20 protein-coding genes are annotated in these 17237 nt (G+C 65.7%); 19 read left to right on the top strand and 1 reads right to left on the bottom strand.

Features of this window, described 5'->3' with window-relative positions; translation table 11 throughout:
* Positions 1-121 precede the first annotated feature (121 nt).
* Positions 122-835 carry a hypothetical protein gene (locus AC6CIE_RS22060; protein ID WP_498093999.1) on the bottom strand — a complete coding sequence of 238 codons (714 nt, stop codon included), beginning with the start codon at positions 833-835 and terminating at the stop codon, positions 122-124.
* A gap of 125 nt (positions 836-960) precedes the next feature.
* Between AC6CIE_RS22060 and AC6CIE_RS22055 the strand changes: the two genes are divergently transcribed.
* From AC6CIE_RS22055 to AC6CIE_RS21965, 19 genes are all read left to right on the top strand, one after another.
* Positions 961-2058, top strand: a complete 1098-nt coding sequence (locus AC6CIE_RS22055) for a DUF1376 domain-containing protein (protein WP_498093997.1) — start codon at positions 961-963, stop codon at positions 2056-2058.
* Positions 2055-2285, top strand: coding sequence for a hypothetical protein (locus AC6CIE_RS22050; protein ID WP_498093995.1), 231 nt, complete (start codon positions 2055-2057; stop codon positions 2283-2285). The genes AC6CIE_RS22055 and AC6CIE_RS22050 overlap by 4 nt, the downstream gene beginning before the upstream one ends.
* Positions 2279-2737, top strand: a complete 459-nt coding sequence (locus AC6CIE_RS22045) for a RusA family crossover junction endodeoxyribonuclease (protein ID WP_279211818.1) — start codon at positions 2279-2281, stop codon at positions 2735-2737. The genes AC6CIE_RS22050 and AC6CIE_RS22045 overlap by 7 nt, the downstream gene beginning before the upstream one ends.
* Positions 2734-3348, top strand: coding sequence for a hypothetical protein (locus tag AC6CIE_RS22040; RefSeq protein ID WP_498093993.1), 615 nt, complete (start codon positions 2734-2736; stop codon positions 3346-3348). Before AC6CIE_RS22045 ends, AC6CIE_RS22040 begins: the two co-directional genes overlap by 4 nt.
* Positions 3335-4033 carry a hypothetical protein gene (locus AC6CIE_RS22035; protein ID WP_498093991.1) on the top strand — a complete coding sequence of 233 codons (699 nt, stop codon included), beginning with the start codon at positions 3335-3337 and terminating at the stop codon, positions 4031-4033. Before AC6CIE_RS22040 ends, AC6CIE_RS22035 begins: the two co-directional genes overlap by 14 nt.
* 189 nt (positions 4034-4222) lie before the next feature.
* On the top strand, positions 4223-4870 hold the full coding sequence (locus AC6CIE_RS22030) for a terminase small subunit (protein WP_498093989.1): 648 nt from the start codon (positions 4223-4225) through the stop codon (positions 4868-4870).
* Positions 4870-6276, top strand: a complete 1407-nt coding sequence (locus AC6CIE_RS22025; RefSeq protein WP_498093987.1) for a terminase large subunit domain-containing protein — start codon at positions 4870-4872, stop codon at positions 6274-6276. Before AC6CIE_RS22030 ends, AC6CIE_RS22025 begins: the two co-directional genes overlap by 1 nt.
* Positions 6273-8549: a portal protein gene (locus AC6CIE_RS22020; RefSeq protein ID WP_498093985.1), complete on the top strand. Its 2277-nt coding sequence runs from the start codon at positions 6273-6275 to the stop codon at positions 8547-8549. The genes AC6CIE_RS22025 and AC6CIE_RS22020 overlap by 4 nt, the downstream gene beginning before the upstream one ends.
* Positions 8550-8668: 119 nt before the next feature.
* The gene (locus AC6CIE_RS22015) at positions 8669-9718 is read left to right on the top strand and encodes a hypothetical protein (RefSeq protein ID WP_498093983.1); all 1050 of its coding nucleotides are present in this window, start codon (positions 8669-8671) and stop codon (positions 9716-9718) included.
* A gap of 21 nt (positions 9719-9739) precedes the next feature.
* Positions 9740-11038 carry a phage capsid family protein gene (locus AC6CIE_RS22010; protein WP_498093981.1) on the top strand — a complete coding sequence of 433 codons (1299 nt, stop codon included), beginning with the start codon at positions 9740-9742 and terminating at the stop codon, positions 11036-11038.
* 53 nt (positions 11039-11091) lie between these two features.
* Positions 11092-11511, top strand: coding sequence for a hypothetical protein (locus tag AC6CIE_RS22005; protein WP_313619550.1), 420 nt, complete (start codon positions 11092-11094; stop codon positions 11509-11511).
* A gap of 85 nt (positions 11512-11596) precedes the next feature.
* Positions 11597-12022 carry a hypothetical protein gene (locus tag AC6CIE_RS22000; RefSeq protein ID WP_338619018.1) on the top strand — a complete coding sequence of 142 codons (426 nt, stop codon included), beginning with the start codon at positions 11597-11599 and terminating at the stop codon, positions 12020-12022.
* On the top strand, positions 12022-12672 hold the full coding sequence (locus AC6CIE_RS21995) for a hypothetical protein (RefSeq protein WP_498093979.1): 651 nt from the start codon (positions 12022-12024) through the stop codon (positions 12670-12672). The genes AC6CIE_RS22000 and AC6CIE_RS21995 overlap by 1 nt, the downstream gene beginning before the upstream one ends.
* Positions 12669-13310, top strand: coding sequence for a phage adaptor protein (locus AC6CIE_RS21990; protein WP_498093977.1), 642 nt, complete (start codon positions 12669-12671; stop codon positions 13308-13310). Before AC6CIE_RS21995 ends, AC6CIE_RS21990 begins: the two co-directional genes overlap by 4 nt.
* 3 nt (positions 13311-13313) lie before the next feature.
* The gene (locus AC6CIE_RS21985) at positions 13314-13703 is read left to right on the top strand and encodes a hypothetical protein (protein ID WP_498093975.1); all 390 of its coding nucleotides are present in this window, start codon (positions 13314-13316) and stop codon (positions 13701-13703) included.
* On the top strand, positions 13690-14115 hold the full coding sequence (locus AC6CIE_RS21980) for a hypothetical protein (RefSeq protein ID WP_498093973.1): 426 nt from the start codon (positions 13690-13692) through the stop codon (positions 14113-14115). The genes AC6CIE_RS21985 and AC6CIE_RS21980 overlap by 14 nt, the downstream gene beginning before the upstream one ends.
* A gap of 12 nt (positions 14116-14127) precedes the next feature.
* Entirely contained in the window at positions 14128-14592 is a 465-nt protein-coding gene (locus AC6CIE_RS21975) for a hypothetical protein (protein WP_498093971.1), read from the top strand.
* Between the two features lies 1 nt (position 14593).
* Complete coding sequence (locus AC6CIE_RS21970; protein WP_498093969.1) at positions 14594-16771, top strand: pyocin knob domain-containing protein; 2178 nt, start codon at positions 14594-14596, stop codon at positions 16769-16771.
* Positions 16768-17211, top strand: a complete 444-nt coding sequence (locus AC6CIE_RS21965) for a hypothetical protein (protein WP_498093967.1) — start codon at positions 16768-16770, stop codon at positions 17209-17211. Before AC6CIE_RS21970 ends, AC6CIE_RS21965 begins: the two co-directional genes overlap by 4 nt.
* Positions 17212-17237 lie beyond the last annotated feature (26 nt).

Here is a 17237-nt window from a genome sequence, read left to right as displayed (position 1 = left end):
GGATTCGACGTCGGCATGTATACCGCGTCTAGAAGATTGCACCCGCGCAAAGCCAAATGTGGCGAGGCAAGGTGGCGCCCGTTCAAGCGCGATAAGTATGGTGGTTACTGATCGCCGAATACTACGTCTCAGCGGCGCTTGGCGGCGATCCAGCAGGCTGCTGGCGGAGCCGCGTGAGCTCTCGTTCTATGAAGATCGCAACTTCCGTGGTCCGGCTCCGCAGTTCTTCGTGAGCGCGCAACATTTTTACTTGCGACGGAAGGGTGGCGGGGTCTTGAAACCATTCCGCCGGAATAGGTTCCCCCGCGCCTTCGTTCAGGATATTGGCGTAGTTTTGCTGTGCCGTCAGCAGCGCCTCCAATCCTGCACGAATGGAGGTGAGGTAAACCACCTTACCGGGATGATCAAATTCCTGCGGCTCTATGCCTCGAAGAGTTTCGAGCCCGGAAGTCGTCTCGCGCATGCTCGCCAGAATCACGATGTCGGTAGCGTGGCTGGGAGCCTTCTCCATAAGCTTGTATGCGGTCATCAGGACACGGCTGCACGTGCTTTCAATCAACAGCTGGTTAGCGGCTCGACGATCTGCCTTTTCGGTGGCCTGCCGCTCAGTGCGCCTACGAGCCTCGGCTTCCTGCCGACTCCCCAGATGGTACGCGCTGAGAATCGCAGCAATCGAACCAATCGCCTGTACCCAACTCGCCGCATCTGCACTGGTAGTCGGGACAAAGCTGTCGGTCCTGGCGCTGAAGAGCACGCTCATGATTCCGATAGCTGCAAAGAATCCCACGATCCCCAATGCGACGATTGTACTGAGCGTCCGCGCATAGCTTCTCATCCGACCTCTCCCATTCCGCAAAAGCCGCGCCATATTAGCGCGGGAGGGCGGGAGTTATGACAGAACTTGCGCAACTTCCGCTGCCTATGACGCCCCGTGACTGCGACTTGCGGGATTTCGCTTTTATGCCCTTGGACGTCTTGCGGCTGCGCGATAGCGACCTTGCAGTAAAGGCGGACGGTGAGGCCTTCCGCTGCGCTGTGCTTCTGTGGTGCGCGTCCTGGCATCAGGTGCCGGCGGCAAGCTTGCCGGACGACAACGACGTCCTGGCGCAGTTGGCTGGCTTCGGCCGCGTCACGAAAGAATGGATGCGTCATCGTGAAGGCGCGCTACGAGGCTGGGTGAAATGCGCGGATGGCCGCCTATATCACCCCGTCGTCGCCGAGAAGGCCATGGAGGCCTGGCGCGCCAAGATGGTCCAGCGCTGGAAGACCGAATGCGCGCGGATCAAGAAGCACAACCAGCGGCACGAAACCAGCCATCCTGTCCCAGACCTGGACGAATGGCTGTCTCTCGGTTGTCCTCAGGGACAACCCCTGTCTGTCCGAGGGACAAGTGCTGATGTCCCCAAGGAAAGGCCTAACGGTCCACCTGGACACCCCCCGGATGTCCCTCGGGAAACGCACTCCAAGGGACAGGGAGAGGGACAGGGACAGTATTTAAAAGAAAAAGAAGCAGCGGCGGCGTCTCTCGCGCAGGCGCCTGCACGCGAGGCGGACCGCACGCTGCCGCCGCTCGGTGAGGGCAAGACAGCGCAAGAACTGGCGATGGCTGTGGCGATCTGGTTGCGGCGCAAAGAGCAGGCCCGAGGGAAGCAGCCACGCGGCACGAACGGCAGCGACCCGCGCATTGCGGCCTGGCTCGAGGCCGGCGCCACCGGCCTGCAGCTGGCCGAGGCCTACGACCTGGCCGTGCTGGACCGGGAGGCCACAGGCGACCCCGGCCCCATCACGCCCGGCTTCCTCGACGTCTTCGTGGGCAAGGTGCTGCACCCGCCCAAGGGCGAGAGCGTCGTGAACGGCAAGCCACGGCCGGCCGCAGCGGCGGATCCGCTGGCCTGGGCCACAACCGCGTCGGGAATCACAGCCAAGGGCCAGGAGCTGGGCATCGCGCAAGAGCAGGGCGAAATCTTCCCCGCGTTCAAAGCGCGAGTGCATGCGGCTGCAGGCCTGACCGAAGCCGATCGCGCCCGACTGCTGGCCGACTACGGGGTGCGCGCATGACGGCCACCGTGCAGTGCGTCGCCTGCGAGCGCTTCACGCTGCGCCATCACACCGGCATGGCCGCGCAAGGCCTGGGTCGGTGCCTCGACATGACCGACCGCCCGGGCACGTTTGTCAGCCCGGAATTTCCCCGGCAATGCCGGACCCATCAACCTGCGCCGGCGGAGAAGACGGCGGCGCGCATCGAATGGCTGCGCGAGCTGCGCAGCGAGGGAGCCACATGCTGAAATTCGACATTCCCGGCGTGCCTGTGGGCAAAGGCCGTCCGCGCGCTGCGGCCCGGGGCAAACACATCCAGCTGTACACGCCCGAGAAAACTGCCAGCTACGAGGGCGTCATAGCGCTGACAGCGCGCCAGGCCATGGCAGGCAGATTGCTGCTCGAGGGGCCGGTGCTGACGGTCATGGAGATCAGGCTGCCTATCCCGCAATCCTGGCCGAAACGCAAGCAGTTGGCAGCGCTGGCTGGCACGGAATATCCGACCAAGAAGCCCGATGCGGACAATGTCATCAAGGCGATCTTCGACGCGCTGAACGGCGTCGTTTGGCATGACGACACGCAAGTCGTGGATATGGTCGTGCGCAAGCGATACGCGGCCATTCCCGGCGTTGCGATGGAAATCTCCCGCGTGTGCGCGGATGCCGGCCAGAGCTCGCTGGGGCTGGAGGCGCGCGCATGAGCACTGCAGCACGCAACGCCGAAATTACGCGCCGACGGCTGGCTGGAGAGCGGCCTTCGGACCTGGGCCTGGAGTTTGGCATTACCCCGGAGCGAGTCTGGCAGATCGTGCAGGCCGAGCAGCGCCGACAGCGCGGTGAGTCGTCGAAGAAACGCAGCCGGAGCGCGCCGACGGCAGCGCCTGGGGTCATCCGCCCGCGGTTGCGCTTGTGGGCTGATCGCCCGGCGGGATCGGAATGGTGGGAGTGCGTCAGCGCCATGCGCATAGGCGTAGGCGCGACGAAGCCGGAGGCGTATGCCCGGTGGCTGAGCACGGGGTCCACCGCCGCAGCCGAGACGCCGTCCGCCGGCGCCGGCATCAACACCAGCACCAGCAGCGCCAGTAGCAGCTGCGCCAGCAGCACGCCCGCGCCGGCGCCCGACGTCCCGGCGCTCACGCCCGTGCACGCCAGCCAGGTGCAGGTGCTGCCCGGTGCGGTCGTCCGCAAGCCGCTTTCCTTCGCGTCGCGCCTTGGCCTCAACTTCGAGCGAGTCGGCGAAGCCCAGCCGCCGGTGCAGAGCCTGGCAGGCGCGCGAAGCCCTCGCAATGGCGGGTTTCATGACCAGGAATGACCAGCTGGCCCGGCAGGCCGGCGCACGAATTTTTCTCGATTGCCAGGAGCGCACAGTGTCCGAACCGCTTTTCAAGGGTGCCCACCAGGCGCTCACGTACGCCTTCAACTACTCCAGCGGCACCTTGGACAGGCCGGCCATGGTGAAGATGGCCGACCGCACGCCTCGCACCGGTCGCGGCCTGGCCGGCGTCGACGGCGCAGCGCAGGCGGGCTTCATCCTGCGCGAACTGCAAGCGCTGTCGCCGCTGCATCAGCGAATCCTCGAGGCGGCATTCTTGCCGCAAACCACGCCGTGCCCCTGCTGCCACAGCGCAGTCTGGAATGCCGAGTGGCTGCAATCCGTCCGCGTCGTGTCTGACGCCGCCATGGGTGCGGGCGTGCTGTCGGGTCATGTCGTGCATCGGGTTGTCCGCGACGGCTTGGTGATGCGGTATTTCGCGACCAAGGCAAACCGGCCGCGCATTGTGCTCTCCGAGCTGGCCAGCAAGGCCGGCATCAGCGAGCGCACCGTCACCGACCAGAACGGAAAAATTACGCTTTGGCTGCGTGGCGCGCGCCTGGTGCGGAAAGGGCGGGGCGAGTTCGACGAAGGGAAGAAGGGCGAGGAGGCCAAGGCCATGGAGCAGGTCCAAGCCGTGCTGCGCCAGGCCGAAATCGTGGGCGAGATGGCGGTCGCGGCTTGACATTTGCGGATTGCATCCGCAAAATCCGCCTCATTCTGTCACTGGTCATCAGTGCGCCCAAGACCCCGCCGGCAAGCCGAGCGGGGTTTTTTGTTGCCTTCTCCGCCGCTCTCTCCCCCTCCCATGCCCTCCAAAAAACCCACAGCGCCCAAGCCGGCGCGGAAGACGCCTGCGCGCACGAAACGCGCCTTGTCGACCGCTGCCCGCCGCATGATGTCTGCGGATAGCCCGTTGTCGCCGCAGCAGCGGCGCTTCGTGGAGGAGTTCGCCGCCGGGGGCTTCACGAACCAGACTAAGGCTTACGAGGCCGTCTATGCGGCGCGCGGCGCGGCAGCCGTCAGCGGCGCTTCCCGACTGCTAGCGCAGGCTAACGTCGCGGCCGCGGTGCAGGCCCTGCGCGACAAGCTGTCGGCGCAGCTGGAGGTCACCGCCAAGCGCGTGCTCGAGGAATGGGTGGCGATGGGCTTCTACGATCCGGCCGACTTGGTCGTGACCGAGGCCGACGGTACCGTCCGCGACATCACCAGCCCGCGCGACCTAAAGCTGCTGCCGGAGCAGGTGCGGCGCTGTGTCATTGGCTGGTCCTGGGACCGCAACGGCAACTTCACGCTCAAGCTGGCGCCCAAGACGCCCAACCTGGAGCTGATCGGGCGTCACCTGGGCATGTTCGTGGAGCGCAAGGAACTGCGCGTGGGCGACTTGGACAAGAAGTCCGACGCCGAGCTGGATGCCGCGATCGCGCAAGCTGCCCAGGAAATCGCCCAGGCCGAAGGCGTTCCGGTGGAAAAGGTTCTCGCCCAGCTGCGCGCGGCCGGCTCGGGACCCACGATGCACTGATGTCCAATCCGCGCGTGATGTTGGCCCGGGCACTGCAGGAGCGTGCCTGGCGCGCCAAGCGCAACCGGCTCAAGTATTACCGGCCATACGCCAAGCAGAGGGAGTTCCATGCACAGGGCGCCGCATACCGCGAGCGCCTTTTCTCTGCCGGCAACCAGCTGGGCAAGACCTATTCGGGCGCGTACGAGACGGCCATGCACCTGACCGGGCGTTACCCGGACTGGTGGGAAGGCAAGGTTTTCCAGAAGCAGACGGCGGGCTGGGCGGCTTCTGTGTCCGCTGCGCTGACCCGGGACGGCATGCAGCGCTTGTTGCTGGGCCGCCCCGGCGTCGAGAGCGATCGCGGAACCGGCGCCATCCCGGCCGACGCCATCAAGGAAGTGGCGCCGCTCGCTGGCGTGCCGGGCGCGGTGTCCATGATCGTGGTGCGCCACGGTGGCGGCGGCGACGTGCAGGCCGGCGAGAGCGTGCTGGGCTTTCGGAATTACGAGCAGGGCCGGGCGAAGTTCCAGGCGGAAACGCTCGATTTCGTATGGCTGGACGAGGAGCCGCCGCACGACATCTACATGGAGGCCATCACCCGGACCAACACCACGTTGGGCCCGGTGTACATGACCTTCACGCCCCTGATGGGGATGTCGGCGACGGTCAAGCGGTTCCTGATCGACAAGCACACCGGCACGGTCGTGGTGTTCATGGGCATCTACGATGCCGAGCACTACACCCGCGAGCAGGCCGACGCGATCCTGGCCAGCTACCCGGACCACGAGCGCGAAGCCCGCGCCTACGGCAAGCCGGTGCTGGGTTCGGGGGCAGTGTTCCCGGTGCCGGAGTCCAGCATCGTGGTGCCGCCGTTCAACATCCCGGACAGCTGGCCGCGCATCTGCGGTCTGGACCTGGGCTGGGATCACCCGACTGCCGGCGCCTGGCTGGCGCACAACCTGGACGCCGATATCGTCTACGTGTACGACGTCTACGCCGAGAGAAAACAGCCGGTGTCCGTGCACGCCAGCGCCATCAAGGCGCGCGGCAAGTGGATCCCGGTTGCATGGCCGCATGATGCACTGCAGGCGCAGAAGGACACCGGCATTCCGATGCGGGATGCCTACTTGGCGCAGGAAGTGGCAATGCTGCCCGAGCGGGCACAGTTCGAGGACGGCTCGAACGGCGTGGAAGCTGGCATCCAGATCATGCTGGACCGAATGATGACCGGCCGGTTCAAGGTGTTTTCCCACCTGGAGCTGTGGCTGTCAGAGTACCGCACCTATCACCGCAAGGACGGCGCCATCGTCAAGATCGACGACGACGTCATATCCGCATCGCGCTATGGCGTGATGTCCCTGCGCTTCGCAGTCAACAACGTGCCCTCAAACTTCAAACGACACCGGGAATCCTGGCGCGCATGAACACTTCCGTTACCGGCTTTCGCCTCCTCGATGGCAGCGACGGCGCGACCGCGCACGCCCGCGATCAGGCGCCGGCCGAACCCGGCGCGCTGTCCGTGTCGCAGCTTGAACGCTGGCTGGACGAGATTCGCGATCAGCCCAGCTGGCGCCGCGAGGCGGACAAGGCCTGCGACTACTACGACGGCAACCAGCTGGACGCGGAGACGCTGGCGCGCCTGGACGAGAAGGGCCTGGGCCCGTTGGTCACCAATCTCATCCAGCCCACCGTGAACGCCGTGCTGGGCATGGAGGCCAAGACCAGGACCGACTGGCGCGTAGGCGCCGACGATGACCGGTACCAGGACGTCGCCGAGGCGCTTTCGGCCAAGATGCACGAGACGGAACGCGAAGCCCAGGCGGATACGGCCACGTCGGACGCGTACGCCAGCCAGATCAAGGCCGGCTTTGGAGTCGTTGAGGTCTCGCGCAACAGCAACCCGTTCAACTACCCGTACCGCGTCACGAGCGTGCCGCGGTCGGAGATTTTCTGGGACTGGCGCAGCCGTGCTCTGGATTGGAGCGACGCGCGGTACGTGGTGCGCAAGAAGCGGTACGACGCCGACCACATCGCCGCGTTCTTTCCTGAACACCGGGAAATGATCCTGGCCGCCTCCAACTGGCGTGACTGGACGGATCACCTGACGAACGAAGCCCGCATGTCCGCGGACTTCTTCAATTCCCTCGGGCAGGGCACGCGCACGACCTGGGATGACCTGGACTGGCGCGACGTCGAGCGCCGCGTGGTGACGTGCTTTGAGGTCTGGTACCGGGTCTGGGTGCGCGGCCTGGTGCTGGCGCTGCCCGGCGGCCGCACGCTGGAGTTCAACGAGCAGAACCAGGTTCATCGCGCGCTGGTCGCGTCGGGCGCCGTGCAGCCAAAGCTGGCGGTCTACGACAAGATTCGCTGCGCCTTCCACATCGGCCCGATCCGCGTATTGGATCGGGGCTCCAACCGCCGCAGGTTTCCGTACATCCCGTTCTTCGGCTACCGGGAGGACCTGACGGGTGTGCCCTACGGGATCATCCGGGCGATGCTGTCGCCCCAGGACGAGGTCAACGCCCGCGCCGCTCGCATGATGTGGCTGCTCAACAGCCGCCGAACGTTCATCGACTCCGACGCGCTGGACGAAAAGTACAACACGATGAGCGACGCCAATCGCGAGCTAGGCCGGGCGGACGCCTTCATCGTCACGAATCCCAGGGCGGCCAAGGGCAACATCAAGGTCGAAAGCAACTTCGAGTTGTCCCAGCAGCAGTTCCAGATCATGCAGGAGCGCAAGCAAGCGATCCAGGAGGCCGCCGGCGTGTATGCGGCCATGATGGGCCAGCAGTCGAACGCCAGTTCAGGCCTGGCCATCCAGTCGCTGGTAGAGCAGGGCGTCACCACGCTGGCCAAGATCAACGACAACTACCGGGTGGCCCGGCGCGGCGTGGGCAACGCGCTGCTGGACCTCATCAAAGAGGACATGACCAGCCAGGCCGAAATTCTGGTGGACAACGGAACGGTCAAGCGTCGCGTGGCGGTCAACATCCCGCGCAAGGATCCCGTGACCGGCGAGGCATACAAGGAGAACGACGTGCAGACGGCGCCGGTCAAGGTCGCGCTGTCTGACGTGCCCAGCACGCCCACGTACCGCGCTCAGCAGTTTGCCGCGTTCTCCGAGATCCTGAAATCCATGCCGCCAAACATGCAGGCGCTGCTGATTCCTTTCGCACTTGAAATGTCCGACTTCGGCAAGCGCAAGGAAATGGCGGCATTCCTTCGCGCGCAACTGGGCATCCAGGCCGACCCGAACTCGCCGGAGGCCCAAGCCGCCCAGGAGCAGGCCGCCAAGGCCGCCAACGCTCAAGCCGAGGCGGCAATGCAAGACGCGCAATCCAAGATCGCCGAGCGGCAGGCCCGCGCGGAAAAGCTGCTGGCCGAGGCCGAGCGTATCCGCCAGGAAGCGGGCACCGCCGGCGATACCGACACGGTGGGCCAAGTCGACGGCGCGCTGGCGCGCTACGAAAGCGAGATGCAGGCGCTCCGACAGCAGCTGGCCGATCGCACGTCCGAGTGGCAGACCCGCCTGCAGCAGACCGCCATGCACGAAGAAGCCGAAACGGAGCGCGCCCGCATCCGCGCCGAAGCCCAGACGGGCGGCGCACAGATGCAGGAGCGGTTCCAGCAGTTGACCGATGAGGTCGACCAGGTCCTGGCACGGCTCGGCACTCGTCAGCCCACGGCCGGGTAGCGCACCGATACGAATTCCCCGCCCAGGGACACGGGCACCCACAGGCCCCCGCCGAGCAATCGCCGGGGGCTTTTTCGTTTCAACCCACGGACCTATCCGAGAACTAGGAGCAGGAAGACATGAGCACGGAAAACACGACGGACAATCCCATCGAAAACCTCGATGCGGTCTTGCGCGACCCCCTCAGCTTGTCGGAAGACGCGCTGGCGGCGCTGGTAGGTGGGCAGGAAGCCACCACAGACGCCGGCACGACGACGTCCGACGATGACGCCGCGGCGAATGCCGGCGGCAAACCCCAGGGCGATACCAGCGGTGCAGCGCCCGGCACCAGTGAGGACGGGACGCAACATGAGGCCGCCGCTGCGCCGCAGCAGGGTGACGCCGTTGTGCAGGCGAAGGACGGCAAGCACGTCATCCCGTACCAGGTGCTGCAGCAGGAGCGCGAGCGCGCTATCCGCGCTGAGCAGATGGTGCGGGATCTGACCGCGAAGCTGGAACTGGACCAGGCCGCCGCCCAACAGGGCAAGGCGACCAAGTCGCTCGATCTGAATGAGATCGTCGACGAGCAGCTGTTGGAACAGCTGCGCGAAGAAGCTCCCGACGTCGCCAACCGGATGGACAACCTGATCGCCTTGGCCAAGCGCCTGAGCGACCAGGTGGACGCCGGCCGGCCCGCCGCCGAAGAAGCCGAAACCGCGCGGCGTGAGCTGCAGGTGCAAGCGCTGGTGTCCGTCGAGGACACCATCCTGTCCATTCCCAAGCTTGCCCACCTCCGTGCCACCGCCCCGGCCGAGTTCAACGAAGTCGCCGCCATCGACACCATGCTGCGCGCCAAGCCGGCATGGAAGGACAAGCCGCTCTCCGAGCGGTTCGATGCGGCGCTCCGAATGTACGAAGCCGAGAACGGCGCGATCGAGCTGCCCGGCCAGGCCAAGGCCGCCCCGGCGCAGCAGCCAGCCGATCAAGCCGCACGCGTTGCGAGCGCCGTCGCGAAAGCGACCGCCGAAGCATCGGGGCCTTCCACGCTTTCCGATATCCCGGGCGGCCAGCCGGCCGCCGCGTCCGCGACCGACGCCATGACGGCCTTGTCGGGCAGCGCCTTGACGGACCACTTCATGAATCTGTCGCCGGACGAAATCGAAGCGCAGCTGGCGCGCCTCTCTTCGTAAATCCCACGAACTGGAGGCAATATGTCCCAAACTACTGTTCCCGTTGGCTCGCCGCTCGCGCGCAAGGTTTTCGGCGCGGCGCTGTTTGCCAACACCCAACGTCAGCCCTCGCTGATGAACAACCTGACCGGCGCGGCGCCGAAGCAGTCGGCGGCCGAGGCGAAGCTGAAAGGCCAAACCAGCCCGGATATGCCCCTGGTCCGCGTGACGGACCTGACGAAGTCTCAAGGCGATCAGGTCAGCGTCGACCTCATCAACCAGACCGGCGGCAAGCCCATCATGGGCGACAAGCAGGCCGAGGGCAAAGGCGAGCGCCTGGATATGTCCAGCATGGACATCCGCATCGACCTGGCCACGAAGGTGGTGGATGCCGGCGGCAAGATGACCCAGCAGCGTACCGTGCACAATCTGCGCGGCCTGGCGATGGCGAACCTGCAGGGCTGGTTCCGCCGCTTTAACGACCAGTCCACGATCGTGCACCTGGCGGGCACTCGCGGTTCGCAAGTGGGCACGGACTGGGTGGTGCCCATGGCGAGCGATCCGGATTTCGGCGAAATCATGATCAACCCCGTCAAGGCGCCGACCTACAACCGCCACTGGGTTGCCGATGGCACGTCGCTGGTGCAGGGCGGCCAGGGTCTGGGCTCGATCGACACCACGGACACGTTCAAGCTCGAGCACCTGGACCACCTGGGCGCGATCATCGACGACATGGAGTTCAAGCTCCAGCCGATCAAGATCGCGGGCGACGCCGCTGCCGATGACGAGCCGCTGTATCTGCTGCTGGTCACGAACCGCATGTGGCAGAGCATCCTGACCAACACCGCGGCCAACAGCCTGCAATGGCGCACGTTCCTCCAGAATGCCTGGAACCGCGCGTCGTCGTTCACCGGCCCCAAGAAGCACCCCCTGTTCACGGGCGAGGCCGGCATCTGGCACAACATCCTGGTGCGCAAGATGGACCGTGCCATCCGCCTGAATCCGGGTGATACGGTCCAGTACTGCACCCAGGCCGGCCAGGCCACGGCCGCCGAGGCCTCCGTCACGATCCCGGCCCTCCAGCCGGGCTACAGCGTCGATCGCGGCATGCTGCTGGGCGCGCAGGCGCTCGCCCACGTCTACGGCAAGAACCAGGGCTCCGACACCTACGCCAACTGGATGGAGAACCGCTACAACTTCGAGCGCAACCTCGAGGTGGCGGGTGAGGTCATGTGCGGCAAGGCCAAGCTGCGCTTCTCCGTTCCCGACGCGCGCGGCAACAAGATCCCGACGGACCACGGCGTGATGGTGCTCGACACCGTCGTCAACCTCAACACCTGATCGGTGGCGGGCGGCCGGGAAGGCCGCCTGCTCCGGTGCAACTGGAGAAATTCATGGATCGCTACTCTCCCGACTACAACGCGAAGCCTCTGCACACGCAGGCCTTCGGCAATGCCTGGGTGGAAACCTACGGCTATCGCAACGCCGCAGCTGTGGGCGACAAGGTTTACCTGGGCGTCATCCCCGCTGGCGTCGTTGTGACCGCGCTGCGCTTGGTTGCGGACGCTGCCGGCGCGGGCGTCAAGGTGGATCTGGGCTTCGAGCCCTACGACGCCTCTGACGGCCCGCTCGCCGATCCGGACGCCTGGCTCGCGGGCGCCGACATCGCCACGGCGGGCAATGTGGACTCCAAGGCCCATCCCATCCTGTTCAAGCGACCGGTCAAGTTGGTCGCGACGATCAGCGGTGCGGCAGTCACCGGCACGCCGCAGCTGACGGCCGTGGTCAACGGTCAGATGGTCGGCGTCGCCTAAGCCCATTTCGGGGCTGTCTCGCCGCACCAAGCGGCGTTCGGGGCCGGGCGGGTGACCGTCTGGCCCCATCTTTTTGGAGTTCCCCATGGAACAGGACAATCCGATCCCGATCATGTACATCGGGTCGAAGGCTCAGAAGAAAGACACGGTGGCGGGCACCGGTCTGGTGTGGGAGCGCGGGCAGATTCACTTTGTGCCGCCGCTGATCGCCATCAAGCTGACGCCCTACAAGGACGTCTGGCGCGAAGCCTGGGACGAGGCGGAAGACAACCCGGCCAGCGTCGGCCTGGTGCTCACGACCCAGCAACACGCCGGTACCCCGCGGTCGGCCGAGCAAAGCCAGGTCCCGCCGTTCAATATGCCGAACCTGCAGGGCATGAAAAAGGAAGACCTCCAGACGTTCGCCCTGGGGCAATTCAACCATCAGCTGGACGGCGCCCTGAAGAAGGACGAAATGATCCAGCAGATCGTCAGCCTGGCCAACTCCCGCGCGGCGGGTGAGCCCACCTAATGGCTGCCCTCGCAGACTTCGAGCGGTTCGTGCTGCCGCTGGTGGAAGGCGCGCCGGCGCCGGCGGTTGAAGATGCGATCCTGGATGCTGCCGTCGAATTCTGCACACGCACGCGCTTGCTGCGCGCCTTTCTGGACCCGCTGACGCTGGTTCCGGGCACGACCGAATACGAGCTCGATCCGCCGGAGGCGGACACGCAGATCGTCGATGTCACCGGCGCCTGGCTTCCCGAGGGCCGGATTGACCCGGCGACCCGGCCCGAACTCGAGGAAATGTTCCCGGCGGGATGGGCCTGGCGCCAGGTTGGTACGACGGCTGAGGTGAGCCGCTTCTATTGCCGCCTACCCGGCTTCGTCCAGCTGGTGCCGGCGGTGTCGGTCAAGGCGCCGCGAGCGCTGCGCCTGGAAGTTGCGTACGCACCCACGCGCACCTCGCGCGAATTGCCCGACGTGCTGCTCAACCGCTACGCCGAGCAACTGGCAAGCGGAGCGCTGGCGCGCCTGCACCAGCACAAGGCCGGGTATGCAGACCCGGGCCGGGCGGCCGCCTATCTGAGCTCCTTCGATCAGGTATGCAGCGGCCTGGCGGATGAGGGCGCTCGCGGGTTTGCCAAGCGGCGCATGCGCACGGGTGGAGACGAATTCCGATGAAAGTGGCCGATGTGCTGGACCGCGCGCGGACGATCTTGCAGGACGCGGACGCTGTGTACTGGGAGGACGACGAGCTGCCGAAGTGGCTGAGCGACGCCCGCCTAGAGGCGTACAGGCTGCGCCCCGATATCTTCGAGGCGTCTGAGGACTTCACCTGCGCCGAGGGTGCGCGGCAGAAATTGCCGGGCGGCGCCCGGCTGTTGTTCGATGTGCCGCGAAACATATCCGCCAAGCGGCAGCGAGCTGTGACGGTGGCGGTCGCCGGCGCGCTTGGCCGCGTGCGGCCCAACTGGCGCAGCCTGGCGCCGGCCCAAGAGATCCGCCACTTCCTTTACGACGAACGCAGCCCCGGCCAGTTCGAGGTGTACCCGCCTGCGCGCGCCGGCGTGGTCATCGAACTGTTGTACGCCAAGCTGCCCGCGGCCGTGACCAAGGACATGGGCAATCAGGACCTGGCGCCGGAGGGCGAATACGCCCCGGCCCTCGTGGACTACGTCCTATACCGGGCCTTCCTGAAGGAGGCCGACACCGTGCCCGCGTTCCACCAGCGCGCGGCGCAGCACCTGGCCGCGTGCCACTCCACCCTGACCGGCGACGTCACCGCCAAGGCGATGACCAGCCCCAACGAGCAGAAATAGCGCATGGCCACGACCAAAATCCGCCTAGTGCAGGGCGACACCGCGCCCGACCTGATTCTGTCGCTCACGGACGAGCGCACCGGTCTTCCCATCAACGTCGCCGATGCCGGCACCACCGTCCGCGTCTTGTTCCGGGAAGTGGGCGGCGACGCTATCAAGGCGACGATGCCGGCCCGTCCCATCGCTGGCTACCAAGATCCGGAGACGAAGGAAATCGACTTCAGGCCGCCCTACGACCTGCCGGGCCGGGGCGGGCGCGTTGTCATGCAGTGGGACGCGACAGCGCTGGACACGGCCGGCGAGTTCGAGGCTGAGGTGGAAACGACCTTCCAAGGCGGCCGAACCCAAACTGCCTTCGGCATCCTGAAGTTCCAGGTCCGTGAGCAGTTCTAACAACAAGTCCGGCGGCGTGCGCCTCGAGCAGGAGATTGTGCGGCCGACCGCGCGCGCTGAGGCGGCGAGTATCGCGGCACTCCCGCAATGGGTGATCGTCCAGGTCCAGGCGATTCTGGATGCTCGAGGGCTGAACCCGCTGTATTCAGACGTCGCTTCGGCGCTGGATGCGTTGACCCTCATTCGAACCAGCCCGGTGATGGACATGGCCGCGGCTTCCGAACTCATCGCTACGCTGACCCAGCTGGCGCTGCGCGATCTTTCTCTGGCCGGCGACGCGCTGAACTGGCGCGCCTCTCAGCCCCTTCGTGACGCCAGTGCGAATACCGACGGCGGCTCGATTTTCAAGCAGAGCTACGCAACCAACTACGTCGAAAACACGTACGTCGGCGAAGAACTCACCTCGTTTTAGGACTCAAGCACCATGAAAGATCAGGCGCCTTTGAAAAGTGCGGCTGGGGCCTCCGGCCGTCTGGAGATCATCGCGTACCGCGGCAAGACTGGGCAGGTCGACCGCTTCGTGGTGGACAACATCTGGGTGGACGGCGGCCTGGGCTATATCGCGGCGCGCTGCGCAGGCGAGGTCGTGAATCCGATTTCGCATATGTCCGCCGGCACCTCGGCCGCGCCGGCAGCAGGCACCGATACCGCGCTCGGCGCGGAATTCGCCGGCGCCAGGCGCCCGGTTACGGTTGCCGGCACCGGAGCGCAGCGAGTGTACTCGGCGGTCTTCCCCGCCGGCGTTGCGACAGGTGACTGGCGCGAGGCTGGACTGTTCAATGGCGCCGCCGCCGGCCTCATGACGAATCGCACGGTGTTCGGGCTCAAGACGAAGGATCCGGAAGACGTGTTCACGGTCAACTGGACCCTGCGGCATCAGCGAGGCTGACATGGCCATTGACCTCACGCTTCGCCGCGACCTTCCGCGCCTACTCACGGACGGAGAGGTTGACGACAACTTCGTCGCGCTTCGGACCGCCATTCAGGGCGTGCTCGATGGAAAGGGCAAGCCCGAGGGGTACGCGGGCCTGGACACCGACGGCCGCCTGCCGCTGTCGCAGGCGCCGATCGTGACGGCGGCCCTGCTGCCGACCGATGCGCACGACCTGAACACCTACACCACAGCCGGACCGTACTACCAGGGCTCGGTTGGATCTGCCACGCTGGCAGCCAACTATCCGATCGCCAACGTGACCGGGTTCCTTGTCGTTGAGACTTTCGGCTCGGCCACGCTGCAGCGGTTCAGCACGCGCACGGCTCCCTACCTGGAGTTCTCGCGCGTCAAGACCGGCTCGACCTCCTGGTCGGCGTGGAAAGAGAGCATCGACCACACCACGGGCCTGGTCTTCCAGGGCGTCATGGCGGCGGCCCAGGACCTAAACACCTACACGCAGCGCGGCATCTGGATCGTCACGTCGTCGGGCATCGCCGGCGGGGGCACCAACTTTCCGATTGGTCAATCCGGCGTGCTGGTGGTCTATTCCGCCGGGTATCCGGGCGGCACAATCGCCACGGGCGCGAACCAGGTCTACATCGCCAGCAACTCCAACCAGCAGTTTTTCCGCTCGCTGGTTGGCGGCACGTGGTCCGTCTGGGAACGGATGGCCACCCTGACCAACGGCCGGCTACCGGCTGAGCAGGCACCCTCGACGATTCTGCTGCCCACCACCGCGCACAGTCTGGACGACATCCGCACCGCCGGCGCGTACGCGCAGAACGCGACCGCAGGCGCTGTGGCCGGCACCAGCTACCCGGCGCCGTTCGCGGGCTTGCTGGAAGTTCACTGCGCTGAGGGCGTGGCTGCCGCCAACTTGCTATGGCAGGAGTACACAGTCTATGGCGTCGAAGGCGGATCGCCTGTGGGCTTCGGCGGCCGGCGCTACTGGCGCTCGTGCTCAAACAAGGTGACCGGCACCTGGGGGCCGTGGCGCGAGGTGTGCCGCACCAGCGAGGCAATGACCAAAATCGCCCTCACCGGTGCGACTGACGCCGACACGCTGACGGCGGACAACACGTGGTGGACGTGGAGTGCGTCTGCTGCGATGGGAAGCAACTTCCCTCCCGTGCCCGTCAAGTCCGGTGGAAGCCTGTCGACCATCGTTATGACGGCGGCCTACATGGTGCAGACTTGCATAGTCGTGCCCAGCACCGGCCGCCGACCTATCGAGTACCGCCGCGCCGGAAATGCCACGACGTGGTCCAACTGGAAGCTGATCTCGCCTGTACAGCTTGCGTCCGATCTGCCGACCGCGGACTGCGGCGACTGCTATGTGGACGGGGAAGGCTGGTACACGTGGAGCGGCACGGCCTACAAACCCTTGTTCGCGGCGAAAGATCACGGCCAATGCCGCCTTGAGTACATCAGCAACCAACAGATCCGGCTGATCCCGTGGAACGGGAACGGGCTGGTCATCAATGGTCGCCAGTACCGAATCCCCGCCGCGGGCGTGAACTTGGCGAACACCGGCCTGGCGATCAACACGCTTTACTACATCTACGCCGTTGACAACGGCAGCGGCGCCATTGCGCTGGAGGCCCAGACTGTGGCCGCGGCCCCGCACTCCCAGCATACCGACGGTGTCGAAATCAAGACCGGCGACCCTTCGCGCACGCTCGTGGGCATGGTGCTGATCAACGGCGTGGGCTGGTTCGTGAGTGGCACGATCTACCGCCACGTCATCTCGTGGTTCAACCGTCGCAACGATGTAATTTTTGAAGCTGGCACACCCAACACCACGGCCTCCAACTCCTATGTGAAGCTGACCAACGGCCTCTACACGCTGCTGTGGGCGCGCGTAGGCGTGCGTCCGATGGCTCTGGGCATCACGCGCGGCGAGACCGCCGGTCAGACCGCGGCCTACGCTGTGATGACTGTGGAGGGGACCGCGATTGGTGGTGGGCAGGGCGTCACCATGCCGACTGCAGGCCACCACCACCATACCAGCGCACATGCGGTTTACACCTCGGGCGTTGACCGGGCCGTGAACTTTGCGCTGTACGGCATGGCTGCGTCTGCTGGCATGACCGTCACGTTCCAACATGACCTGAGTGTCGAGGTTGAGGTATGAAGAAAATCGGGGCCACCTTCTGTCATGAACTGGAGACTGCGGGACTGATGGGCCTGCCGTTCACCTGGAACGAAGAAGGGGAATTCTTGTTCACGACCGAGCCCAACGACCTGGGGACCGTTCCAATGACCCAGGAACAGGTCGACGCGGTCCTACAGGTCTACGACGCGCACGACCCCGCCAAGCCTGCACCGCCTTTCGTGCCGGAATCGGTCACGAAGTACCAGTGCTGCGTGGTGCTGGCACGCCACAACCTGCTCGAAGCGACGACCGCATTTTTCTCTGCAATGGCGGCGGATGATCCTCGCAGGCTCGCCTGGGAAATGGCGCCAACGGTTTTGCGAAGCGGCGATGCAACGCTTGCCGCCGCGGCGCATCACGGCCTGTCATCCGAACAGGTCGATTCCATGTTCATCGAAGCTGGCCAGGTCGGCGGCTGATCCCGCCGATTCGCACAAAGAGGAGA

This window comes from Achromobacter sp. GQ309, assembly GCF_059759315.1.
This window is presented reverse-complemented; position numbering and strand designations above follow the sequence as displayed.